Origin of the sequence: Bariatricus sp. SGI.161 (assembly GCF_050313695.1) — a bacterium.
In the GTDB taxonomy this organism is placed as follows: domain Bacteria; phylum Bacillota; class Clostridia; order Lachnospirales; family Lachnospiraceae; genus JAFBIX01.
This window is the reverse complement of record NZ_JBNPLX010000038.1, coordinates 1-24,580: the sequence shown is the minus strand read 5'-3', so window position 1 is coordinate 24,580 and position 24,580 is coordinate 1. Positions and strand designations below refer to the sequence as shown.

General features: G+C 39.8%; 25 protein-coding genes. 18 read left to right on the top strand and 7 right to left on the bottom strand.

The features are described from left to right. Positions 1-45 precede the first annotated feature (45 nt). The gene (locus ACQRBH_RS15600; protein ID WP_427762408.1) at positions 46-1,401 is read right to left on the bottom strand and encodes a sodium-dependent transporter; all 1,356 of its coding nucleotides are present in this window, start codon (positions 1,399-1,401) and stop codon (positions 46-48) included. Positions 1,402-1,779: 378 nt separating this feature from the next. On the opposite strand from ACQRBH_RS15600, the gene infC reads away from it, so the two are divergent. The 4 genes from infC (at position 1,780) to ACQRBH_RS15580 (ending at position 4,765) form a co-directional block, all read left to right on the top strand. Beyond that, the gene (infC, locus tag ACQRBH_RS15595) at positions 1,780-2,274 is read left to right on the top strand and encodes a translation initiation factor IF-3 (RefSeq protein WP_235234136.1); all 495 of its coding nucleotides are present in this window, start codon (positions 1,780-1,782) and stop codon (positions 2,272-2,274) included. A gap of 35 nt (positions 2,275-2,309) precedes the next feature. Next, positions 2,310-2,507: a 50S ribosomal protein L35 gene (gene rpmI, locus ACQRBH_RS15590; protein ID WP_004606643.1), complete on the top strand. Its 198-nt coding sequence runs from the start codon at positions 2,310-2,312 to the stop codon at positions 2,505-2,507. Between the two features lie 34 nt (positions 2,508-2,541). After that, positions 2,542-2,898 (top strand): 50S ribosomal protein L20, encoded by a 357-nt coding sequence (gene rplT / locus ACQRBH_RS15585; RefSeq protein ID WP_235234134.1) that lies wholly within the window; start codon positions 2,542-2,544, stop codon positions 2,896-2,898. 481 nt (positions 2,899-3,379) lie between these two features. Then, positions 3,380-4,765: a TrpB-like pyridoxal phosphate-dependent enzyme gene (locus tag ACQRBH_RS15580; RefSeq protein ID WP_427744860.1), complete on the top strand. Its 1,386-nt coding sequence runs from the start codon at positions 3,380-3,382 to the stop codon at positions 4,763-4,765. An 18-nt stretch (positions 4,766-4,783) separates the two neighbouring features. On the opposite strand, the gene ACQRBH_RS15575 is transcribed toward ACQRBH_RS15580, so the two are convergent. Further along, positions 4,784-6,028 (bottom strand): MFS transporter, encoded by a 1,245-nt coding sequence (locus tag ACQRBH_RS15575; protein WP_427762407.1) that lies wholly within the window; start codon positions 6,026-6,028, stop codon positions 4,784-4,786. Positions 6,029-6,055: 27 nt separating this feature from the next. Beyond that, positions 6,056-6,883, bottom strand: coding sequence for a zinc dependent phospholipase C family protein (locus tag ACQRBH_RS15570; protein WP_427762406.1), 828 nt, complete (start codon positions 6,881-6,883; stop codon positions 6,056-6,058). A 155-nt stretch (positions 6,884-7,038) separates the two neighbouring features. On the opposite strand from ACQRBH_RS15570, the gene ACQRBH_RS15565 reads away from it, so the two are divergent. Both ACQRBH_RS15565 and crcB read left to right on the top strand, forming a co-directional pair. Further along, a complete protein-coding gene (locus ACQRBH_RS15565) occupies positions 7,039-7,578 on the top strand; it encodes a cysteine hydrolase family protein (protein WP_427744864.1) in 540 nt (179 codons plus the stop codon). Between the two features lie 52 nt (positions 7,579-7,630). Beyond that, complete coding sequence (crcB, locus tag ACQRBH_RS15560; RefSeq protein ID WP_427762405.1) at positions 7,631-7,993, top strand: fluoride efflux transporter CrcB; 363 nt, start codon at positions 7,631-7,633, stop codon at positions 7,991-7,993. A gap of 42 nt (positions 7,994-8,035) precedes the next feature. On the opposite strand, the gene ACQRBH_RS15555 is transcribed toward crcB, so the two are convergent. Continuing rightward, positions 8,036-8,515 (bottom strand): S-ribosylhomocysteine lyase, encoded by a 480-nt coding sequence (locus ACQRBH_RS15555; protein WP_427762404.1) that lies wholly within the window; start codon positions 8,513-8,515, stop codon positions 8,036-8,038. A 116-nt stretch (positions 8,516-8,631) separates the two neighbouring features. On the opposite strand from ACQRBH_RS15555, the gene ACQRBH_RS15550 reads away from it, so the two are divergent. Genes ACQRBH_RS15550 through ACQRBH_RS15540 form a run of 3 tightly spaced genes read left to right on the top strand, consistent with a single transcriptional unit; the run spans position 8,632 to position 10,852 of the window. Beyond that, positions 8,632-9,270, top strand: coding sequence for a histidine phosphatase family protein (locus ACQRBH_RS15550; protein ID WP_427762402.1), 639 nt, complete (start codon positions 8,632-8,634; stop codon positions 9,268-9,270). A 16-nt stretch (positions 9,271-9,286) separates the two neighbouring features. After that, positions 9,287-10,291: a tryptophan--tRNA ligase gene (gene trpS, locus ACQRBH_RS15545; protein WP_427762401.1), complete on the top strand. Its 1,005-nt coding sequence runs from the start codon at positions 9,287-9,289 to the stop codon at positions 10,289-10,291. Positions 10,292-10,327: 36 nt separating this feature from the next. Then, the gene (locus ACQRBH_RS15540; RefSeq protein WP_427762400.1) at positions 10,328-10,852 is read left to right on the top strand and encodes a hypothetical protein; all 525 of its coding nucleotides are present in this window, start codon (positions 10,328-10,330) and stop codon (positions 10,850-10,852) included. A 776-nt stretch (positions 10,853-11,628) separates the two neighbouring features. Here the strand turns inward: ACQRBH_RS15540 and ACQRBH_RS15535 are convergent. Next, positions 11,629-13,263: an ABC-F family ATP-binding cassette domain-containing protein gene (locus ACQRBH_RS15535; RefSeq protein WP_427762398.1), complete on the bottom strand. Its 1,635-nt coding sequence runs from the start codon at positions 13,261-13,263 to the stop codon at positions 11,629-11,631. A 153-nt stretch (positions 13,264-13,416) separates the two neighbouring features. Between ACQRBH_RS15535 and ACQRBH_RS15530 the strand changes: the two genes are divergently transcribed. The 3 genes from ACQRBH_RS15530 to ACQRBH_RS15520 are packed head-to-tail and all read left to right on the top strand — an operon-like array spanning position 13,417 to position 15,690. After that, the gene (locus ACQRBH_RS15530) at positions 13,417-14,274 is read left to right on the top strand and encodes a patatin-like phospholipase family protein (RefSeq protein ID WP_427762397.1); all 858 of its coding nucleotides are present in this window, start codon (positions 13,417-13,419) and stop codon (positions 14,272-14,274) included. Between the two features lie 14 nt (positions 14,275-14,288). Beyond that, positions 14,289-14,693, top strand: coding sequence for a secondary thiamine-phosphate synthase enzyme YjbQ (locus tag ACQRBH_RS15525; RefSeq protein ID WP_427762396.1), 405 nt, complete (start codon positions 14,289-14,291; stop codon positions 14,691-14,693). A 4-nt stretch (positions 14,694-14,697) separates the two neighbouring features. Next, positions 14,698-15,690, top strand: a complete 993-nt coding sequence (locus tag ACQRBH_RS15520) for a GNAT family N-acetyltransferase (RefSeq protein ID WP_427762395.1) — start codon at positions 14,698-14,700, stop codon at positions 15,688-15,690. A gap of 7 nt (positions 15,691-15,697) precedes the next feature. Here ACQRBH_RS15520 and ACQRBH_RS15515 read toward each other — a convergent pair whose 3' ends face one another. Continuing rightward, on the bottom strand, positions 15,698-16,342 hold the full coding sequence (locus ACQRBH_RS15515; protein ID WP_427762393.1) for a GntR family transcriptional regulator: 645 nt from the start codon (positions 16,340-16,342) through the stop codon (positions 15,698-15,700). Between the two features lie 347 nt (positions 16,343-16,689). Here ACQRBH_RS15515 and garR point away from each other — a divergent pair, with 347 nt between their 5' ends. From garR to ACQRBH_RS15485, 6 genes are all read left to right on the top strand, one after another. Further along, the gene (garR, locus tag ACQRBH_RS15510) at positions 16,690-17,577 is read left to right on the top strand and encodes a 2-hydroxy-3-oxopropionate reductase (RefSeq protein ID WP_235233462.1); all 888 of its coding nucleotides are present in this window, start codon (positions 16,690-16,692) and stop codon (positions 17,575-17,577) included. Positions 17,578-17,591: 14 nt separating this feature from the next. After that, complete coding sequence (locus ACQRBH_RS15505) at positions 17,592-19,016, top strand: four-carbon acid sugar kinase family protein (protein ID WP_427762391.1); 1,425 nt, start codon at positions 17,592-17,594, stop codon at positions 19,014-19,016. Positions 19,017-19,168: 152 nt separating this feature from the next. Beyond that, positions 19,169-20,473: a four-carbon acid sugar kinase family protein gene (locus ACQRBH_RS15500; RefSeq protein ID WP_347376424.1), complete on the top strand. Its 1,305-nt coding sequence runs from the start codon at positions 19,169-19,171 to the stop codon at positions 20,471-20,473. A gap of 34 nt (positions 20,474-20,507) precedes the next feature. Then, the gene (gene pdxA, locus ACQRBH_RS15495; protein ID WP_235233467.1) at positions 20,508-21,506 is read left to right on the top strand and encodes a 4-hydroxythreonine-4-phosphate dehydrogenase PdxA; all 999 of its coding nucleotides are present in this window, start codon (positions 20,508-20,510) and stop codon (positions 21,504-21,506) included. A 27-nt stretch (positions 21,507-21,533) separates the two neighbouring features. Next, positions 21,534-22,946, top strand: a complete 1,413-nt coding sequence (locus ACQRBH_RS15490) for a GntP family permease (RefSeq protein WP_235233468.1) — start codon at positions 21,534-21,536, stop codon at positions 22,944-22,946. Between the two features lie 83 nt (positions 22,947-23,029). Then, positions 23,030-23,779 carry a DeoR/GlpR family DNA-binding transcription regulator gene (locus ACQRBH_RS15485; protein WP_427762389.1) on the top strand — a complete coding sequence of 250 codons (750 nt, stop codon included), beginning with the start codon at positions 23,030-23,032 and terminating at the stop codon, positions 23,777-23,779. A gap of 51 nt (positions 23,780-23,830) precedes the next feature. Here ACQRBH_RS15485 and truA read toward each other — a convergent pair whose 3' ends face one another. Further along, entirely contained in the window at positions 23,831-24,568 is a 738-nt protein-coding gene (truA, locus tag ACQRBH_RS15480) for a tRNA pseudouridine(38-40) synthase TruA (protein ID WP_427743968.1), read from the bottom strand. Positions 24,569-24,580 lie beyond the last annotated feature (12 nt).

Genomic DNA, 24,580 nt, shown 5'->3' with positions numbered 1-24,580 from the left:
GCGCCGTACACTCTCAATTACCAACTCACTCATCTAAATTCCCATTTAAATTGTGAACAATCCGAGTGCGCTTGCTACGGAACTTATTAGAATCAGTACGAGGAAGACTGGAGCAACCCATTTAATAATGACATTGAACATTTTTTCTGCCTTGAAAGTTCCATCGGTTGCCTTTACTTCATCGGAAATTGTTTTTGGCTTGATGATGAAACCAACAAAAATGCAAGTAAAGAATGCAACAATTGGCATTAATACACTGTTGCTGATAAAGTCCATGATATCCAGTACTGACATTCCCATCCAACTGATGAAGCTTAATGGTCCGAAACCAAGAGAAGAAGGAATTCCCATAATACATGCTAATACTGCAACGAAAATACCGGTAAATCTACGTTTCCATCCAAATTTATCCATGAAAACGGATACGATGGTTTCCATCAAGGAAATTGCTGAAGTAAGTGCTGCAAAAAATACAAGGATGAAGAAGATTGTTCCGATAACACCGCCGAATCTCATGCTTGCGAATACCTTTGGAAGCGTCATGAACATAAGTCCAGGACCGGCATTTAACATAGAACGGTCGCCGCCGGAGAAAGCAAATACAGCAGGGATGATCATCAGGCCTGCCAGGAAAGCGATTCCAGTATCAAAGATTTCTATTTGACGAACAGAGCTCTCCAGATTATTTTCTTTTTTCATATAAGAACCATATGTGATCATGATACCCATTGCCAGAGACATAGAATAGAAGAGCTGTCCCATAGCAGCCAGAATTGTTTTGGCGGATACATCGGACATATGTGGCTTTATGTAGTAGATAAGACCTTCCATAGCACCATCTAATGTAAGACTATATACTGCGATGATGATAGTAAGAATGACCAGAATCGGCATCATAATCTTACTAACTTTTTCAATCCCCTTTTCTACACCGCATAAAACGATCACAGCAGTGAATGCCATGAATAAGAAGAACCATCCGATTGGTTCAACAGAACCGCTGATGAAGTCAGTAAAGTAAGTATCTCCTGCGGATGCCTGAACACCGCCACTTATAAATACTGCAAAGTATTTGATGACCCATCCTCCGATTACAGAATAGTATGGGAATATAATGATTGGAACGAGAGATGCTAAAATTCCTAGAAATCCAAAACGCTTATCCAGGGATTTGAATGCTCCAATAGCGCTTAATCCTGTTTTGCGTCCCAATGCGATCTCGGCAATCATAAGGGTAAATCCGAAAGTGATTGCTAGAATCAGATAAATTAATAGGAATGTTCCTCCACCATATTTGGCAGCAAGGTAAGGGAATCGCCAGATGTTTCCCAGACCTACTGCAGAGCCAGCAGCGGCCAGAACAAATCCCAGTTTACTGGAAAAGTTACTCCTGCTATTCATATAAAAAAACCTCCTCAAAAATATAAAACTGACATTCCAAAATATAGAACATGCCCTATTATGGCATGAAAGCATAATTTTTTCAAGAATAATTAAGAAATATGAACGAAAAATCTTTGAATATGCAAAAAAAATTGTGAAAATAGATATTGACACATAAAAATATATATGATAAATTAGATAATGCGTGAGGCAAAAAAGAAAGTAGAGTATCCACTCTCACCATAGCACAATTGGGTGACTATTGGTTTGATATTGAGTATAGAAGTTCTTGTTATTATAGATCATTTTGTGCAGATATGTAAAGTGGATAGTCGAAAAACTATTCACTTATTTTTATTTATTTTATGATGGGGGTGCACGACAATTAGCGATTTAATGATTAACGGGCAGATCAGAGACAAAGAAATAAGAGTTATTGGAGAAGACGGAGAACAGTTGGGTATTATGTCCCCGAGAGAAGCAATGAAGATTGCTCAGGAGGCAGAACTGGATCTTGTAAAGATTGCTCCGAAGGCTCAGCCGCCAGTTTGCAAGATTATTGACTATGGAAAATACAGATATGAGCTTGCAAGAAAGGAAAAAGAGGCAAAGAAGAAACAGAAAACCGTTGAAGTGAAGGAAGTGCGTCTTTCACCAAATATTGAGACCAACGATCTTAATACAAAGGTCAATAATGCAAAGAAATTCATCTCAAAAGGAAATAAAGTAAAGGTTACTCTGCGTTTCAGAGGACGTGAGATGGCACATATGCAGCAGAGCAAACATATTCTGGATGATTTCGCAGAATTACTTGCAGATGTTGCAGTTGTTGAAAAACCTGCTAAATTGGAAGGCAGAAGTATGAGCATGGTTTTAACTGAAAAACGTTAAAAATATATTTATAAATTTTAAGGAGGAAATTTATTATGCCAAAGATCAAAACAAATAGAGCAGCTGCAAAGCGCTTCAAAAAAACAGGTACAGGAAAATTAAAAAGAAATAAAGCTTACAAGAGCCATATCTTAACTAAGAAATCTACAAAGAGAAAAAGAAATCTTAGAAAACCAATCATTACTGATGCAACAAATGTAAAGAACATGAAGAAAGTATTACCATATCTGTAAGATATTGGGAAAGTATTGAAGGAGGAAATAAGACATGGCAAGAATCAAAGGCGGAATGAACGCTAAAAAGAAACATAATAGAACATTAAAGTTAGCAAAAGGATACAGAGGAGCACGTTCTAAACAGTACAGAGTTGCAAAACAGTCTGTTATGAGAGCTCTTACATCTTCTTATGCAGGAAGAAAACAGCGCAAACGTCAGATGCGTCAGTTATGGATTGCACGTATCAATGCAGCTGCAAGAATGAATGGATTATCATACAGCAAGTTTATGCATGGTTTAAAACTGGCTAATGTTGATATGAACAGAAAGATGCTGGCAGAGATGGCTGTTAATGATGCGGCTGGATTTGCTACACTTGCTGAGCTTGCAAAGAGCAAATTAGCATAATTTAGGAAAAGATTTACAGAAAGGCTGGGTACGTCAGGTATCCAGCTTTTTCTAATAGAGGAAAGGAATTAAAAAAATTCACCTCTCATCTATTGACATTCGCAAGTTATCGTGGTAAAGTTTTACTAAACTGATGAGGAAGAGTAAGTACTGACAGATATTGCCATACAGAGAGCCGCAGCTGGTGGGATTGCGGCAGGTTAAAGCTATCGGGAATGGGCTTCCGAGGGCGAGCTGAAATGGATGATCATAGCAGAGTAGGTAAGCCGGAGAGATTACTCCGTTAACAAAGTACGCGTATGATGGTACGCATGAGAGGGTATGCATGAAGTGCATATCAAGCCGGGTGGCACCGCAGGAGTTGATTTATACTACTCTTGTCCCTGCAATAACAATTGTATGGGATAAGGGTATTTTTTATTTTATTAGAATTTAAGCTGCCCTGTTCCCAGACACTTATGAATGAAAGGAGAACAGAAAAATGCAAGAAAACAAAATCCCTTACAAAATCTATCTTGAAGAGAGTGAGATGCCGAAACAATGGTATAATGTACGTGCAGACATGAAGAATAAACCGGCACCACTTTTGAATCCGGGAACGTTACAGCCAATGACGGCAGAAGAACTATCTGGTGTATTTTGCGAGGAACTGGTAAAGCAGGAATTGGATAATGATAACCGTTATATTGATATTCCACAGGAGATACAGGATTTTTATAAAATGTATCGTCCGTCACCGTTGGTCAGAGCTTATTGCCTGGAAAAGCAGTTACAGACACCGGCAAAGATCTATTATAAGTTTGAAGGAAATAATACAAGCGGAAGCCATAAGCTGAATTCAGCAATCGCGCAGGCATATTATGCCAAGAAACAAGGGCTTAAGGGTGTTACAACGGAGACCGGAGCAGGTCAGTGGGGAACCGCTCTTTCTATGGCATGTGCTTACCTGAATCTGGACTGTAAAGTATTCATGGTAAAATGTTCTTATGAACAGAAGCCTTTCCGCCGTGAAGTTATGCGTACGTATGGTGCAAGTGTAACACCATCTCCATCTATGGAGACCGAGGTTGGTAAAAAGATTCTGGCAGAGCATCCGGGAACAACAGGAAGTCTTGGATGTGCCATTTCGGAAGCAGTTGAAGTTGCAGTGGGAAGCGAAGGATACAGATATGTATTGGGAAGTGTGCTGAATCAGGTATTACTGCATCAGTCTGTCATAGGAGTGGAAACAAAGACGGCTTTGGATAAATATGGAATCGAACCAGATATTATCATTGGATGCGCCGGAGGAGGCTCCAATCTTGGAGGATTGATATCTCCATTTATGGGAGAAAAATTAAGAGGAGAAAAGGATTATCAGTTTATTGCAGTTGAACCTGCATCTTGTCCAAGTCTTACCAGAGGTGTGTACGCATATGATTTCTGCGATACCGGAATGGTCTGCCCACTGGCGAAAATGTACACATTAGGCAGTGGATTTATTCCATCTCCAAACCATGCTGGTGGATTGCGATATCATGGTATGAGTTCTATCTTGTCACAATTGTATGCAGATGGATATATGGAGGCTAGATCCGTGGAACAGACATCCGTGTTTAAGGCAGCTGAACAATTTGCAAGAGTAGAAGGTATTCTTCCGGCACCAGAAAGCAGCCATGCTATTAAAGTTGCTATTGATGAGGCATTGAAGTGCAAAGAGACAGGTGAAGAAAAAACAATAGTGTTTGGCCTGACTGGTACCGGATATTTTGATATGGTTGCCTATGAAAAATTCCATAACGGAGAAATGAGTGATTATATTCCAACGGATGCAGATCTTCAGATCGGATTCGATGGAATCCCCAAATTCCCTGGAAATATGGAATAATTGTCCGATATAGAATATTTATTTTCTGTTGGTCTGATATTTAGCAGCCTGACCGAAGAAGAAAAAGCCAAGAAGGAACATAACTGAAAGGGAGCCGACACCTGCATTGGTACTTCCACTTAACTGACTGATAAATGATACCAGGAAAGTGCCAAAGAAGGAGGCTCCTTTTCCGCAGATATCCATAATTCCAAAATATTCACCAGATTTTTCAGCTGGAATAATCTGTGCAAAGTAAGAGCGAGAAAGTGCCTGTATAGCGCCCTGGAACATTCCTACCAATACAGCCAGAATCCAAAAATCAAGCTGTGTATCTAATTTGATGGCATATAAGGCAATACCTGTGTAAGCTAAAATGCAGATTTTTATTAAGGTTACAGACGAGGCTTTCTTAGATAAAGATCCAAAGATCAGCGCACAAGGAAATGCCACAATCTGAGTCAGCAAAAGCGCCAGTAATAATCCAGTACTGTCCAATCCAAGTGACTGGCCGTAAGCGGTTGCCATATCAATAATGGTATAAACCCCATCAATGTAAAAGAAGAATGCCAGGAGAAAAAAAAGAATTTTCTTATCCCTGGTAATTTCGCGGAATGTCCTGCCCAGACGTGAAAAACTATTGTGTACTATATGTTCTTGCATAGAAATATAATATGTTTGTTTGTAATTTTGCAGAAGCGGCAGAGAAGATATCAGCCACCATGATCCCGTTATAAGAAATGCTATGAACATTGCATGTGACATAGCAAGATTTAGCTTATCGTAATTTAATACAACAAGAAGTGATAAGATAAAAGGAATACAACTTCCAATATAACCCCAGGCATACCCGTTTGAAGATACGGTATCCATACGTTCATCGGTCGTAACATCCGTAAGCATAGCATCATAGAAGATCAAACTGACAGAGTAAGCTGTCTTAGCAACGACAAAAATGCAAAGAAACCAGAGCCAGGATGGAGCAATTCCCAGCAGGATACAGCTGATCACGCCAAGAATCATAGAGCCGGCAAAAAGACGCTTCTTATAATTCTGGACATCGGCAATACTACCTAACACTGGTCCTAGAAAAGCGACAATCAATGTAGAAACAGAGACGGCATAACCCCAGTAAGCCAGATAATCTACAGAAGATAAGCCTGCCTTGTCTCCAAGATAGTTAAAGTAGATCGGCAGGATGGTAGAGACAAGAAGAACGAAAGCGGAATTGCCGACATCGTAAAGTATCCATTGTTTTTCTAAAGCGGTAAGTTTAAATTTCATATATGTTTCCTTTCTGTTTAATGGTTTCTACAAGGATATGATTTTTTGTTTCCAGTTATCTCCGGCACCAAAAGTATGTTGAAAATAAGAAGGAAGCGAAGCATTATCCTTTAAAACTCTCTGATATTGTAAAATAGCGTCAGCTGCAGACTGTATAGCGTCATGATACAAACGGTTTAATAAAAGACAATAGTTGTGGCAAGAGGCATTGGGAAAAGGATTCATTATCAGACCATGCATAGAATCATAATGACCGATAAGTTTCATGGCATTCAGAAGCAAGGCGCGTTTCGGGTAATGAGGGGCATGCAGCAAATGATGAGTTTGAATCATTCCTCTTAAAGCAGTTTGAATATTGTCTACAGTCAAAGTGGAAAAGCATGGGGCAATGATTTTGGCATTGCTTTTTCTAGGATCAATATGTTGAATTGGGACATAGGTTTTGGAATCATGACCGTCTTTTTCCATCAGAAACCTGTCTAATTCTGTTTCAATCTCAGAGTGGCTGATCTTGCTTATGTAGATCATTTTTTCAATATAAGGGTGACAGATACTATCCAGAATAAAATGACAGACAAACCCATAAAGATACGATTCAAGCGCGTCTTTATTCAAAGCATATTTCCATGCAGAAGCATTCTGTGTGAAGAATTGTGCGGCAGGTTCGTCGTGCATCTGGTATCCAATCTGATTAACTGGATTCGTGCTTAATGGATGATAATAGAAGAGGATGTCCGGACCATGCAGACCAATATCGTATAATTGGCGATAAGGTTCTATCTGTTGTTGCAGTTGAACCGATAAAATGGCCAGGACATCTCTTCCAAATCTGTAATGTGTATAAGTAGATGGCATATGATAACCTCATTTCGTATTCTTTCTATCAATTATATTATGGCATGGCTGTGAAAAATTCAATCACGAATTCTGTAAAATACAAGTAAAGTTTGATTTCTGAAAAATCTTGTATATAATGAAAACAAGAGTGAATTACGGAAGGAGACTACAGCATGGATGTTTTAGTTGTCGTAGATATGCAGAATGATTTTATTGATGGAGCATTGGGAACAAAGGATGCAGAAGCAATCGTTCCAAAGGTTGTGGAAAAGATTCAGAATTTTAAAGGAAGAGTCTTTTATACCAGAGATACACATGAAAAGAATTATCTGGAAACACAGGAGGGAAAGAATCTTCCGATAGAGCACTGTATCAGAGGAAGCAAAGGCTGGGAATTGAATGCCGAGATTGAAGCTTTGTGTGAGGAAGTGCCGATTGATAAGCCGACTTTTGGTTCTACAGTACTTGGACAGTTATTGAAATCACAAGATACAGAACTGAAAGAAAGAGGAGAGACAGGAGTTGAATCGGTTACCTTAGTGGGACTTTGTACAGATATCTGTGTTATTTCAAATGCTATGTTGATAAAGGCATTTCTGCCAGAAGTTCCAGTGATTGTTGATGCTTCATGTTGTGCTGGAGTAACACCGGAAAGCCATAAGAATGCATTAAAAGCAATGGAAATGTGCCAGATTACCTGCATGAACCAATAGAATGACAATCATCCATATAAGGGCGGGGATATTATGAAGGAGGAAAAAGTATATGGATAAATTATTCTTGGTGGGATGTGGCGGAGCAGTCGGGGCAATCTTGCGCTATGTGATCAGTCTTGTGCCATGGAAAGGAGAATTCCCGCTGTTGACATTGATTACGAATCTGGCAGGTGCAATCCTCATTGGTCTGGTTGTAGGGCTTGCTTTCAGTAAAGATACAATCAGCCCGAATATAGTGCTATTTTTTAAGACGGGAGTATGCGGTGGATTTACAACATTTTCTACTTTTTCACTGGAAGCATTGACTTTGCTGGAACGAAATCAGAAAGGGATTGCAGTTGTCTATATCTTCTTGAGTGTAGTTGGATGTGTGATCGGAGTCTGGTTTGGAAAAAAGCTGATTATGAGATGAAAAAAGAGTTCCGGCTGGAACTCTTATATTATGAATATTGGTCTATTCTGGATAATGTAACTGTTCGTCAGTGATATTAAGAAGTACTTGATTCAGATATCTGCTTGCCAGATACTTTGCCATCGGTAGATTCATATCGAGATAATTGCCACAGTCTTTGGCGCAGGCACCAGGAACTTCTCCCTCAAATTCTGCGATAAAAGTAAACATCTCGGTCATCAGAGGAACAATATCTTTGGATTCATAATTGCCGGAAAGAAGTAGATAAAATCCGGTACGGCAGCCCATTGGTCCAAAGTAAATAGTCTTATTTGCAAATGTTTTATGATTCCGCAGGAATGTGGCACCGAGATGCTCAATCGTATGAACCTCGGCGGTATTCATAACCGGTTCATCGTTCGGACTGGTCATACGGATATCAAATGTGGTTACGGGATGACCTTCTACCTGATCGATTCGGGAAACATAGAGTCCTGGTACCAGGCGGATATGGTCTATTGTAAAACTTGTAATCTTTTCCATAATAATCATGACTCCTTTTTTATTTTCTAAGCTATTATAACACTTTCTATGTGAATTTACTATGAAAAACATAAGGAGATGTGTTATACTTACAAGGTACGTTAAGGAGGCTTAGAATGAAATTATATTTAGTAAGGCATGGAGAAACTGAGTGGAATAAGCAGAAGAAGATTCAGGGACAGGTTGATATCCCATTGGATGAGTTTGGACGGACTCTGGCAAGAAAGACAGCGGTTGGTCTGGCAGACATTCCTTTTGATGTGTGTTATTCCAGTCCACTATCCAGAGCAAAGGAAACGGGAGCCATCATTCTGGAGGGAAGAGATGTTCCTATCATAGAAGATGACAGGATTATTGAGATGGCATTTGGGGAATATGAAGGAAAGTGCTGTTCAAAAACCGGCTGGAATCTTCCGGAAGAATTCCGCAGATTCTTTGATGGACCAGAGCGGTATCTCCCGGCAAAAGGCGGAGAAGATTTTGCGGCAGTAAGGAAACGTACAGGAGAGTTCTTACAGGAACTCTTTCAAAATAAACAATATAAGGACAGCAATGTACTGATTACGACTCACGGTGCGGCACTGGCGGGGATGCTGAATTATATAAAAGATAAACCCCTGTCAGAATATTGGGGTATTGGAGTACATAAGAACTGTGCAGTGACGGAAGTGCAGGTGACGGATGGTGTCCCTGAGATTTTGTCAGAAAATGTGGTCTATTATGATGATGAAGTAGAACCGTGGGAAGAAAGATGAGAGTGGAGGAAGAAAAATGATTAACGATAAAAAAGTACTATTTAGCGGAATGCAGGCAACCGGGAACCTTACATTGGGAAATTATCTGGGAGCTTTGAAGAATTGGGTAAATTTAAGCAATGAATATGAATGCTTCTACAGCGTGGTGGATATGCATTCTATTACTGTCAGACAAGATCCGGCAACGCTCAGAAAGAGAGCAAGAGCATTGTTGACTTTATATATTGCAGCAGGCCTGGATCCGGAGAAAAATTGTATTTATTATCAGTCTCATGTATCAGGTCATGCAGAGCTGGCATGGATCCTGAATTGTTTTACTTACATGGGAGAACTTAACCGTATGACGCAGTTTAAGGATAAGGCTGCAAAGCATGCAGATAATATCAACGCAGGTTTGTTCACATATCCGGTATTGATGGCAGCGGATATCCTGCTGTATCAGGCTGATGTGGTTCCGGTAGGAATTGATCAGATGCAGCATCTGGAATTGACCAGAGATATTGCAGAGCGTTTTAATAATATCTATGGTGATGTCTTTACGATTCCAGAAGCTTATATCGGCAAAGTGGGAGCTAAGATTATGAGTCTTCAGGATCCATCAAAGAAGATGTCCAAGTCTGATGAGAATCCAAACGCAAGTATTTACCTGATGGATGATCCTGACACTATTATGCGTAAATGTAAGCGTGCTGTAACGGACTCTGAAGCACAGATTTTATATCGTGATGAACAGCCAGGTGTAAAGAATCTGATTGATATTTACAGTGCATGTACAGGCAAGAAACCGAAGGAAGTTGTAAAAGAATTTGATGGCAAGGGTTATGGTGAGTTTAAGGTCGCTGTAGGAGAAGCTGTGATTTCTATATTAAAGCCACTGCAGGATGAAGTTGCACGTCTGGAAAAGGATAAGGCTTATATTGATGGTGTTATTAAAAATAATGCTGAGAAAGCACAATATTATGCAAATAAAACATTGAGAAAAGTGCAGAAAAAAGTTGGATTTCCAGAGAAAGTACGCTAATAGCATATAAAGCAGGAGAATAGAGAGGGTGACCGAATGATGAATATCCAGACAGCAGGTCAGCAGAAATATTATGATTTTATCCAAGAGAGGGCAAAGAGACTTAAGACAGGTATGATTGTATGGATCAGCCTGCTGGCGGTAGCATTGATATGCATGTTTTCCAGTGTTAAGTTAGCGATTGTCCTGGCATTAGCCGGAATTTTTCTGGCAGTGATGAATATAAAATCACATAAAGCATTGAAAGCTAAATTGGATGGGGTTACCGATAAAGAGGAATTTTTTCGTCAATTGGCAGATCCTTCCACATTGCAGATTCCAGAATATCGTTTAATCATCTCAAAAGATTATGTTCTTGTGGAGAAGAGTGATATCTGTGTGTATCAGTTGGCGGATATGCAGAAGATAGAAGTTGGACTTCAGGGAAATATCGGGAAAGTATTGTTTCTAACTGACAAGCAAGGAGCACGACATGAAATCGTATCCTGCACGAAAGGAGATGGAATGCAAGAAACTTTCGATAAAGTTTATTATTCGTTGCATGAGAGAATGGGAATTTAGATGAGTTAGTTGGTAATTGGGTGTGTACGGCGCAAGGGAGCTGGATAGGCTGGTCTGTTTCCGGTATCCTTCGCTGAGAATCCATAACAGAAAAAAGAGTTGCAATTTCGTGACCGGACTGATTCACCGAGAAATTTGGATAATTTCTCGATTCAGCAGTCCTTTCGAATTTGGCTGGATGCCAAATTCTCACACGGAATTGCAACTCTTTTTTCTGTAACGGATTCTATCGCTTGGCTGGACGGAAACAGACCAGCCTATCCAACTCCCTTGCGCCTGACATTCCCAATTACTGAACGAACTCATCTGTGGGAAATTCCTGGCGCGAAGCGCAATGGGGAGCGATGTTTTTATACTATTCGTCATTATTTCAATGGAGGAATCAGTTAGTTATTCTTCCAGTTTTTTGACAATATCTTTACTATGATCTTTCCCTCTGCATGACGAGCAAGAATTCTCCCAGATGAGGAAGTTGCGGATTTGGGGGATGTCAGGCGAGAAGATGGATGGGATGGTTGCCATTCGTTGGACAAGCGATAGAATCCGTTACAGGAAAAGAAGCAGATATTTTGCGCGAAGATTTGGCTTCAAGCCAGATCTGAGAAGGCTGCTGAGCCTCGAAATCATCAAGATTTCGGGGTGAATCAGCCTGGTCACAAAATATCTGCTTCTTTTCCTGTTATGGATTCTTAGCGAAGGACTCCGCAATGGCAACCATCCCATCCATCCTCTCGCCGTACACACCCAATTACCAACTAACTCATCTAAATTCCCACTTAATCATCATCTTCTTGCTGTACACTGTAGGTCTGTCTCTTTCTTGCCATTTCATCATTTTCCAGATATTCGTCATAGGTGGTAATCTTGTCAATCAGTTTGCCGCCGGGAACGATTTCCATAATACGATTGGCGGTTGTTTGTACGATCTGGTGGTCTCTGGAAGAGAAGAGGATGACACCAGGGAACTTGGTCATACCGTTGTTCAGTGCGGTGATAGATTCCATGTCAAGGTGGTTGGTTGGCTCGTCCAGAATCAGTACATTGGCTCCAGAGATCATCATTTTAGATAAGAGGCATCTTACCTTTTCACCACCAGAGAGTACATTGACTTTTTTCACTCCGTCATCACCAGAGAACAACATGCGTCCAAGGAAGCCGCGTACATAGGTTACGTCCTTTTCCTCGGAGTACTGGGTCAGCCATTCTACGATGGAGTAATCATTATCAAATTCACTTCCGCTGTCCAGTGGAAAATATGCTTGCGAGGTTGTAATTCCCCATTTGTAAGTTCCCTCATCCGGTTCCATTTCTCCGGCGAGAATCTGGAACAGTGTTGTCTTGGCGAGCTCGTTGCTTCCTACAAAGGCAACTTTGTCATCGTGATTCAGGGTAAAAGAGATGTTATCCAATACTTTTTCTCCATCGATTGTCTTGCTTAATCCTTCAACGGTAAGGACTTCATTTCCAATCTCACGGTTCGGACGGAAGTCAATATAAGGATATTTGCGGCTGGATGGTTGAATATCGTCCAGCTGTATTTTCTCAAGGGCACGCTTTCTGGAAGTTGCCTGCTTGGATTTGGAAGCATTGGCACTGAACCTGGAGATGAATTCCTGAAGTTCTTTGATCTTTTCTTCTTTTTTCTTGTTGGCTTCCTTCATCTGACGGATCAGCAACTGGCTGGATTCGTACCAGAAGTCGTAATTACCAGCATAGAGCTTGATCTTGCCATAGTCTATATCTGCAATCTGGGTACAGACTTTATTCAGAAAATATCGGTCATGAGATACAACGATAACTGTATTATCAAAGTTGATCAGAAATTCTTCCAGCCATGCGATGGCATCCAGATCCAAATGGTTGGTTGGCTCGTCCAGAAGAAGAATATCTGGGTTGCCGAACAATGCCTGCGCAAGAAGCACTTTAACTTTTTCCGGACCATTTAAGTTCTTCATCAATTCGTAATGCATCTCAGTTGGAATTCCAAGTCCGTTTAATAAAGTTGCAGCATCAGATTCTGCTTCCCAGCCATTCATAGCGGCAAATTCAGCTTCTAATTCACTGGCTTTGATTCCATCTTCATCGGTAAAATCTTCTTTTGCGTAAATGACTTCTTTTTCTTTCATGATTTCATAAAGTCTTGCATTTCCCATCATGACAGTGTCTAGGACAGGATATTCATCGTATTTAAAATGATCTTGCTGAAGGAAAGAGAGACGTTCTCCTGGAGTGATGATAACTTCTCCCTTAGTTGGTTCCAGCTGTCCGGAAAGAATTTTGAGAAAAGTAGATTTTCCTGCACCGTTGGCACCAATCAATCCATAACAGTTTCCTTCCGTGAACTTAATATTTACATCTTCAAATAAGGCTTTTTTACCAACACGTAATGTTACATTGCTTGTACTGATCATAGTATCTGCTCCTTATGATTTCAATATCGTTAATAATTACATACATTGCCTATATTAACAAATATAACAGGAAATAGCAAGTTCAGAAAAATTTCAGTTTTCCTGCTTGAAAAATAGGTATATAATAGCAGATAAGAAAGTGGGGTATAGATTATGGTAAAAGCAACAATGGTACTTGAAGGAGGAGCGACCAGAGGGGTATTTACGTCTGGTGTTCTGGATTATCTGATGGAACAGGAACTGTATGTATCTCATGTGATCGGAGTATCTGCCGGATCATGCAATGCGGTGGATTATGTCTCCAGACAGATTGGAAGAACCAGAGACTGTATGATACACAAAGAGAAAGAGTATAGTTATTATTATGGCTTTCGAAAGTTCATAAAGGAAAAAAGTCTTATGAATATGGATATGATCTTTGACAAATATCCGAATGAAATATTTCCATTCGATTTTGAGACTTATTTTGCTTCAGATATAAGATGTGAAATTGTGACAACGAACTGTGAGACTGGGCAGGCGGAGTATATGACAGAAGAAAAAGACGGCGATCGTCTGATGAAGATCTGCCGGGCATCCAGCAGTATGCCACTGGTTTCTCCAATTGTGAATGTGGATGGAATCCCTTATCTGGATGGTGGGCTGGCAGATTCTGTCCCGGTAAAAAGAGCAATGGAACTGGAAAATGAAAAAATCATTCTGATTCTGACCAGGAATCCTGGATATCGGAAGAAACCCGTCTCAAAAGGCATGGCTGATCTTTATCGGAGAACTTACAAATCTTATCCAAATCTCGTACGGACAACAATCCGGCGTAATATTGAATACAATAAGCAGATGAAGCTGGTAGAACAACTGGAGAGAGAAGGAAAGATATTTGTGCTGAGACCTCTGATTCCGACGGTATCAAGATTAGAAAAAGATTATGATACTTTGATGCATTTCTATGAGCATGGATATCGTTTAATGAAGAAGGAATATCAGGCGTTAAAAGAATATTTGGAAGGATAAAAGGAGGATGAGATATGCATTTATATGAACATCACATTTCAACGAAAAAAGCGCAGCAGATGTCAAAGATAACAAATATGATTCGGGAAGATATTGAAAAAAGTGGTGTTTCCGATGGAATCGTAGTTGTCTATTCACCTCACACTACAGCTGGATTTACCATCAATGAGAATGCAGATCCGGATGTGGTGCATGATATGTTGTGTGGATTTGAGAAAGCATTTCCGACAAAGACAGGATATTATCAACATATGGAGGGAAATTCCCATGCGCATATTAAAACTACGTGTGTCGGTCCTTCTCAGACATTGATTTTGAATCAAGGTGAGCTGATTCTGGGGATATGGCAGGATGTTTATTTTTGTGAATTTGATGGCCCTCGTAATCGTAGATTTTATGTAAAGATCATAGAGGGATAGAGTCATGGATAACAGAACCTTACTGGAGTTTATGGCTGTCGCTGAAAAATTAAAGTGTCAGGTCAGACATTCCTGGACTTCTACAGGAAGAAGAGAAAGTGTGGCAGAGCATACCTATCGTCTGTGTGTATTTGCATGGCTTATAAGAAGAGAATTCCCAGAATGTGATATGGATAGAGTAATGGAGATGTGCCTGTTCCATGATCTTGGTGAAGCGGTGCATGGAGATGTGCCTTGTTTCTTGAAAAATGCACAGGACAATGAAAAAGAAGCAGATGCTATAGAGCAGATTGCGTCAATACTTCCGGAAAAAGAACGAGAAGAATTGAAAGAATTATTCTCTGAATTAGAGGATAACCACACGCAAGAGGCTAAGATTGTTCATGCGCTGGATAAGATGGAGGCTTTGATTCAGCATAATGAAGCTTCTATAGATACTTGGCTTTTGCTGGAGTATGATCTTCAGATGACATATGGTCAGGATCAGGTAAAGTTTTCCCCTTATCTTCAGGCTTTAAGAAAAATGATAGAACAGGATTCTGTCGATAAGATCTCTAAAGCAGAAAAAAATACAAAGCAAATTGAAAGCAGAAATTCTGATGGATTTTATATCAGTAAAGATCCTGAGAAAATAGATAAACGAAGAGTGGTCGAATTGCTCCATCAATCAGAATGGGCAAAAGAGCGTCCTGAGTCTATGATATTTAAAGCAATGGAGAATTCTGTATCTTATGGGGTTTTTGATAAGTATGATTTTATGGTAGGATATGCCAGAATCATCACAGATCATGTCACTACATTTTATCTGATGGATGTTATTATAGATGAAAAGTACAGGCATCAGGGGCTAGGGACCATACTTATGGATGCAATTATGGCAGATGTAGGAGATCTGTGGGGAATCTTGCATACAGAAGATGCACAGGAATTCTATGCTCGGTATGGGTTCAAGATAAAAGGATTCGGACAGGATCAGGTTATGGAGAAGGAGCGATAGTCCTTCTCTATAGATCCTCCAGATTAATCTCGCGTGGTGTCTCCATGTGTTGTAATGTTACTTCGTAAATGTGTTTTTCATCTCCGCCTTCCATCGTGCGTAAGATGGCAAGATGTTCATCATAGGTAGTTTTCATACGCCCTTTGTGAGCAAGAGAAAGGGCTGCAAGTTTTTGCATACGGTACATAAAAGTATCAAAAATAGAAGAAAACTGTTCATTTTCAACATAGGATATGATTTTCGTATGGAATTGGAAATCATATTCAGAAAAATCTTCAATCGACTGTGTCGTATCTAAAATTTCTTTCATATTTTCCATAATAAAATGTAATTCTTTGAATAATTTTTTTGCCTTTCTATTATCTGCATCCCGGGCAATCTGAAAAGTGCAGTAACATTCCAATGCAGAGCGGACCTGGAAAGTTTCATATACATCCTTGCGGCTTAACTGATGAAGAGTAAATCCTTTACTTGGAATGATATCAATGTATCCTTCCTGAGCAAGGCGATGAATTGCATCTCGAAGTGGAGTGCGTGATATGCCTAATTCCTTCGAAAGTTTTGTTTCAGAATAGATTTCCTGGTAGGAAAGCTGATTGGTTGTAATCATATTACGTAAATGCTGGTATGCTTGTTCATTTAATGGGATCATAGTAACTCCTTATTTATTGATAAATATTTTTTTAACAAAAATAGCGAATGTAATCGTCTAAAACTATGTAAATATCATACAACAATCAAAAAAAGTGGTCAATAGTAGCGGAAAAATAGGGGAAAATATTATTGTATAAAAGTGTTAAATACATAACGACAAAATATTAACAAATTGAGCAAAATGCACAAAATTGATTAGCTTAAACTGGCAAAAAAAGAGAAAAGGAAATAACATCTTGACCGGTATACCGGTATGTAGTAGAGTGAAGATAGAAACGGAAATAATGAACGGATTATTTCAAAATCAAACACAAACTAACAATGAAAGAGAAAGGAAGAAAGACAATGAAAGTAGGATTTATCGGACTTGGTATTATGGGAAGACCAATGGCAAAAAACTTGTTAAAAGCAGGTGTTGAATTGATGGTTTCTGATCTGAACAAAGAGGCTGTTGCAGATGTCGTAGCAGCAGGAGCTGTTGAGGCTGACTATGCTGAGATAGGTGAGCAGTGTGAGAGAATCATCATTATGGTTCCAAGCGGAGCAATTTCAAAATCGATTTTATTTGGTGAAGGTGGAGTTGCATCTACAATCAAAGCTGGCAGTGTAGTGTGTGATATGAGTTCTGTTACACCGGTGGAATCTAAAGAATGTTATGAAGGATTAAAGGAAAAAGGAGTTGGCTTTGTGGATGCGCCTGTATCTGGAGGAGAACCTGGAGCAGTTGCTGGAACTTTAGCAATTATGGCTGGCGGAGATCAGAAAGATTTTGATGCATTTAAAGAATATTTTGATATCTTGGGCTCTTCTGCGTTATTAATCGGAGAATCAGGAAGTGGTAGTGTTACAAAGCTTGCAAATCAGGTTATTGTAAACAATACGATTGCAGTTGTATCAGAAGCATTTGTTCTTGCAACGAAGGCTGGTGCAGATCCTCAGAAAGTATATGAAGCAATTCGCGGAGGTCTTGCAGGAAGTGCAGTTCTGGATGCAAAGATTCCTATGATCATTGAACGTAATTTTAAACCAGGCGGACCAATCCGTATCAATCATAAAGACATCAAAAATGTTGTGAATACAGCACATTCTATAGATGTGCCTATTCCATATACAGCACAATTATATGAAATCCTTCAGACACTGAAGATTCACGGACATATGAATGATGATCATGGCGGAATTGTACAGTATTTTGAAAAACTTGCTGGTGTTGAAGTGAAAAAAGTTGATTAAGGAGGTGTATAAACATGTCTATCAGTACAGAGGTCTTAACTTCTTACAAAAAAATTGATGAAACATATATCGACGGATTATTGAAAAAAGAAATTGACGAAAACAATAAAAAAATTGTAGTTTTGGATGATGATCCGACAGGTGTTCAGACGGTACATGATATCTCTGTATATACAAACTGGGATAAGGATAGTATTCGTCAGGGCTTTGAAGAAGAGAACAATCTGTTCTATGTTCTGACCAATTCCAGAGGATTTACAGTAGAGCAGACAACAAAAGCTCACAATGAGATTGCTGCTGTTGTAGACGAAGTGGCAAAAGAAACTGGAAAAGAATACATTTTTATCAGTCGTAGTGATAGTACTCTGCGTGGACATTATCCATTAGAGACGGAGCTGCTGAAAAGTAATTATGAGAAAAATACAGGAAAGACGATTGATGGTGAGATCCTTTGTCCGTTCTTTAAAGAAGGTGGAAGATTTACGATTGAGAATGTTCATTATGTAAAATATGGCGAGGAGCTTGTCCCGGCGAATGAGACAGAATTTGCGAAGGATAAGACATTCGGATATTCGGCTGCAACTATGCCGGAGTATGTTGAAGAAAAGACAAAAGGAGCATATAAAGCTTCTGATGTAACTTGTATTTCTCTGGAAGATATTCACGATATGAATATCGACAAAATTGAGTCGCAGTTAATGGAAGTTAAAGCTTTTAATAAAATCATCGTAAATGCGGTTGATTATGTGGATGTGAAGGTCTTCTGCGTAGCATTATATCGAGCAATGGCAAAAGGAAAAGTGTTTATGTTCCGTACAGCAGCGGCAATCGTAAAAGTTATGGGCGCTGTTACAGATCAGCCACTTCTTACCAGAGAGCAGATGGTAGTAAAAGAAACGACTAATGGTGGAATCGTTGTGGTTGGTTCCCATACGGATAAAACAACGAAGCAGGTAGAGGCGTTGAAAGAATTATCCGATATTGAATTTATTGAATTAGATGCGACACTGGTGAAAGACGATGCTGCATTTGAAGCTGAAGTACAGAGATGTCTGGATAAAGAAGAAGAATGTATGAAAGCAGGAAAGACTGTATGTTGTTATACGACACGTGCGTTGATTACCGCAGATACAGGAGATAAAGAAGATGAATTAAGACTTTCTGTAAAAATCTCTGATGCAGTGCAGTCATTGGTGGGCCGTTTGAGTATTACGCCAAGTTTCGTAATCGCAAAAGGTGGAATCACATCCAGTGATGTAGGAACAAAAGCACTTGCTGTTAAGAAAGCCAATGTTCTGGGACAGATTAAACCTGGAATTCCAGTATGGCAGACAGGGGAAGAAAGTAAATTCCCATTGACACCATATGTGATCTTTCCAGGGAATGTTGGGGAGATTTCAACCTTAAAAGAAGCGGTTGAAGTCTTAATGGATAAGTAGTTGTTGAAAACTAACAAAAATGAACAAATAATTTGTGCGATTAGACAAAGTATATTGATAAAAAATAGATTAAATTGACATAAATGAACATTCGAAGTACAATTAGAACATAAATGAACAAAAGTGGTGTGCTTTTGGAAAGGAGGCTGATTATGCCGCAGTGTGTTGTAATAGCAGATGATCTTACAGGAGCCAATGCCACCGGTGTACTTCTGAAGAAGATGAATTATAAAGCGTATACAGTCATGAATACTGAACGCATTGAGTTGTCAACTTTATCAGATTGTGATTGTGTGTTATATCCGACAGACAGCAGGGGCGTAGATGCACAGATTGCATACAACAGGGTACATAATGTGTGTGATTTGTTAAAAGATGATGATGTGAAGGTGTATTCGAAGAGGATTGACAGTACATTAAGAGGAAATCTCGGAAGTGAGACGGATGCTATGCTGGATTGTCTGGGAGATGATTATGTTGCAATTGTTGCACCTTGTTTTCCGTCTTCAGGCAGAATCGTAATCGGAGGATATATGCTGGTGAATGGCTTGCCACTGCATAAGACGGACATTGCCATTGATCCGAAGACTCCGGTAAAGATATCGGAAGCGGCGGTTCTTTTTGAGCAGCAGAGTAAGTACAAGGTTTCTTCTATCCTGTTAAAAGATCTGATGCATGGTAAGCATTATCTGGCAGATCTGATGAATCAGTATGTTGCTGGTGGAAGCCGGATTTTGGTATTGGATTGTGTGACGCAGGAAGATCTGGATCTGATCGCGGACGCAGTTATTACTAGTAAATTAAAAGTTGTGGCAGTGGATCCGGGAGTATTTACGGCTACACTTTCCAGGAAGTTGATCGTACCGACAGAGAAGAAAGAGAAGAATAAGATTCTGGCTGTGGTAGGAAGTGTGAATCCGAATACGACAGCACAGATGGAAGAATTGTGGCTGTCACAGAGAACATATAATGTCTTTGTGAATACAAAAGCACTGATTGGTACGGAGACGCAGAAGGAAGAAGAGATCTCACGTGTAGTAAAAGAGATTCTGGAGGCATGTGAGCGCAATGTGGTCTGTACAGTAACTGGTGATGGGATATACCCGGAAAATCGAATTGATTTTAAACCATATATGGAACTGTATCAATGTTCTCTGGATACAGTGACGGGAATGATCAATCATGCATTTGCAGAAATCACATATCGTATTTTTAAGGAAGAACCTACATTTAAAGGTCTATATACCAGTGGAGGAGATGTGACAGTCGCTGTATGTCAGAGATTTAAGACTGCCGGGCTGTGCCTGTTAGACGAAGTCCTGCCTCTTGCTGCTTACGGACAGTTTTTGAAAGGCGAGTTTGAAGGTGTCCACATTATCACCAAAGGTGGAAGCCAGGGTGGGCGGAATGCAATTAATCAGTGTATTACATATCTGAAAGAAAAACTATATATTTAAAATCTAAAATTTATCAATGAAAGGATGAGAAATTATGGGAAAATCACTAATCGCAGTACCAATTGGAGATCCGGCTGGAGTTGGACCGGAGATTGTTGCAAAGTCTATTGCTTCTAAAGAGGTATTTGACGCAGCAAATTGTATCATTGTCGGAGATAAGACAATCATGGAAAATGCCATTCAAATTGTTGGAGCTGATCTTACAATTCATGAGATCAATGAGCCGGAAGAAGGGGATTTTCGTGAAGGAATCTTGAATCTGATTAATCTAGGCAATGTTGACATGGCCAAATTTGAGTTTGGCAAGGTCAATGGAATGTGCGGTAAAGCTGCATATGAATATATTGCAAAAAGTATTGAGCTTGCGAATAATGGCAAGGTTGATGCTGTTGCGACGACACCGATCAATAAAGAGTCTTTACGTGCAGGAGGAATCAATTATATTGGACATACAGAGATCTTTGGTGCCCTTACCAATACAGAAGATCCTCTGACAATGTTCGAGACGAATGGAATGAGAGTGTTCTTCCTGACAAGACATGTATCCTTAAGAGAGATGTTGGATATGATCACCAAAGACCGAATTAAGGATTATGTGAAACGATGTATGGAAGCTCTGAAGAAGCTCGGTGTAACAGATGGAACGATGGCGATTGCCGGACTGAATCCGCACAGTGGAGAGCACGGGTTGTTTGGCTGGGAAGAGGTGAATGAGATTACACCGGCGATCGAGGAGTTACAGGCAGAAGGATATAACGTGGTGGGCCCGATTGGAGCAGATTCTGTATTCCATCAGGCTGCGCAGGGACGTTACAACAGTGTATTATCTCTGTATCATGATCAGGGACATATTGCAACAAAGACACTTGATTTCGAAAAGACGATTGCAATTACCAATGGAATGCCTATTCTCCGTACATCTGTTGATCACGGCACTGCATTTGATATTGCAGGAAAAGGAATCGTAAGCGCCGTCAGCATGATCGAAGCTATTTTGTTGGCAGCAAAATACGCACCTAACTTTACAAAATAATATTGAGAAAGGAAGAGGAGTTCTATTATGGTAAACGGACTTAGTGGGGAAAGAATGTTAATTGGTCTGGCAATTGGTATTGCTGTCCTGATATTCTTGGTATTGAAGACAAAAGTACAGGCATTTCTTGCATTGATCATCTGTACGATTATTGTTGGTGTAGTAGGTGGAATGCCACTTGCAAACACAACGATTGAGGTAGATGGTGTCCAGAAGACATTCGGTATCATTAACTCAATTACATCTGGTTTTGGAGGAACACTTGGAAGTATTGGTATCATCATCGGTTTCGGTGTTATGATGGGGCAGATTTTTGAAGTGACAGGAGCAGCAAAGAGAATGGCGCATACATTCTTAAAGTTGTTTGGTAAGAAGAGAGAAGAAGAGGCGCTGGCTTTAACAGGTTTCCTTGTATCTATTCCGATTTTCTGTGATTCTGGTTTCGTAGTACTTGCACCTATCGCAAAAGCTATTTCAAAAGCAACAAAGAAGTCTGTAATCGGCCTTGGTGTTGCACTTGCAGCAGGTCTTGTTATTACACACTCTTTAGTTCCGCCTACACCAGGTCCACTTGGAGTCTGCGGTATCTTTGGCGTAGATGTTGGAAAATTCATTCTGCTGACGATTGTTCTTGCTTTGCCAATGGCAATTGCATGTATAGCTTATGCAAGATTATTCTTGTCTAAGAAATATTATCGCGTTGTCAATGATGAAGGTGAGATCGTTGAAGCAGAATATCGTGAACCTGATTATGAAGCAGCATTTGCAATGGATATGTCTGGTGTTCCCGGAACATTTGAATCATTCCTTCCTTTGATTGCACCGATTATCTTAATCCTTATCAATACAGTGGCATCTGCATTAGGTAAGACTACTGGTATTATGGAAATCCTGATTTTCTTAGGACAGCCTATCGTGGCAGTTGGAATCGGTCTGTTACTTGCAATCTTTACATTGGGAAGAAAATTAGACAGACATACATGTGTTTCAGAGATGGAAAAAGGTATGATGTCTGCTGGTATTATTATGTTGGTAACTGGCGGTGGCGGTGCACTGGGACAGATTATCAAGGATTCTGGTCTTGGTAACTTTATGGCAGAAGGACTTGCTCAGACAGCAATTCCAATTATTATTCTTCCATTATTGATTTCTACAGCGATGAGATTCATCCAGGGATCCGGTACAGTTGCTATGACAACGGCAGCAAGTATCTCCGCACCAATTATCATTGCATCTGGTGTAAATCCTATACTCGGAGCAGTTGCATGCTGTGTAGGTTCACTGTTCTTTGGATACTTTAATGATAGTTATTTCTGGGTTGTTAACAGAACTCTTGGAGTAAGTGAAGCGAAAGACCAGTTGACGATTTGGTCTGTAACATCTACGGTTGCATGGGCAGTCGGTGTTGTAGAAGTATTGGTATTGAGTATTTTTATGTAATGAGCTAAAATAAATGCAGTGGAACGAATGTTTCCACTGCATTTTTAGTCTATATTAACATAAAAGTCAGGAGGAAAAGTCAGATGCTGGCAGCAGAGAGACAATCCATAATTGTAGAACTTATTCATGAGAATGGAAGTGTCCAGGTGGAAGAACTGGCACTGCAGTTAAACGTGAGTCCTATGACGATTCGACGGGATCTTATGAAGCTTCAGGAAGATAATAAGGTGGAAAGGTGTCACGGCGGAGCAGTTGCAAAACAGGAAGTGACTTATGAGGATAAACAGACCAGCCACAAAGAAGAAAAAAAGAAGATTGCAAGAACCTGCTTGCCATTTGTGAAAGAAGGTGATACGATGTTTCTGGATGCGGGCACGACTACTTATGAAATTGCCAGGTTAATTAAGGATATCCCGGGAATTATGATTGTCACCAATGATTTGGAGATTGCGCAATTGTTAAAAAGCAGCGATGCAGAACTATTTATTTGTGGTGGAAATATTCAGAAGTCAACGGGCAGTATGTTTGACAGATATGCTACGGATATGCTGGCAGATTTTAAATTTGATGTTGGATTCTTTGGAGCGGCGTCTATCAATGCATCATTTGAAGTAACAACTCCTACAATGGAGAAAATGTGGCTGAAGAGGGAAACTCCAAAACAATGTGAAAAATCATATCTCGTGGTAGATCAGTCAAAATTTGACCGCCAGGCGATGGCAAAGATTAATGATTTAGGGGATTATACGGGAGTTGTTACGGATAAAAAGTTTGACTTAAGAGAAAGAAAAAGGCTGGATGATTTGGGAGCAATTATTGTTGAAGTGGAATGAATATAATTAATGAAGGAGAAGATACTCAAAAGTATCCTCTCCTTTATCAATTTAATAGGTAATTTCCTGAAGATACAGACCTTTTGGATCGCAAGGTGCACTTGGATTCTGGATTCCGGCAAAGATATCTTCTATGTCTTCTTTCATACGATTGCCAAGGCCGATATCCAGCAATGTCCCGATAAGCAGACGTGCCATATTATGGAGGAAATCGTCTGCATGAATCAGAATCTGCATCTCTTCGGTGTCTCCATAAACTTCGATTTCGTAGATCTCTCGCACTGTGGATTTTGATTTTTTTGCGGAAGAGAAATTTTTGAAATCATGTTTACCGATTAAAAGCATTGCTGCCTGCTGCATCAATTTTTTGTCTGGAATCTTATAACAGTGATAGATATATTTGCGATCGAACACGCTTGGAACATCATCAATAGTCATACGATATACATAAGTTTTGGAAGTAGCATTAAGTTGTGCATGGAATCGCTCGGGCATTTCCTCAACATCGATGATGGCAATATCCATTGGAAGGTAACGGTTCAGATAATGTTTGATATCCTGAACATCCATTTCGGAATCTATTTTGAAGTTCGCAATCTGGGCATAGGCGTGTACTCCGACTTCTGTACGGCAACCGCAGTTTAATTCAATAGTATATTCATCTGTCATTTTTTTTAAAACTTCTATAATTTTATTAGAAATAGTATTGTTGGATTCATCTTTTCCGAGGCGTGTCCATCCCTGATAACGGCTTCCGTCGTATTCTATCGTTAATTTTATATTCCTCATATTGTTATTCTC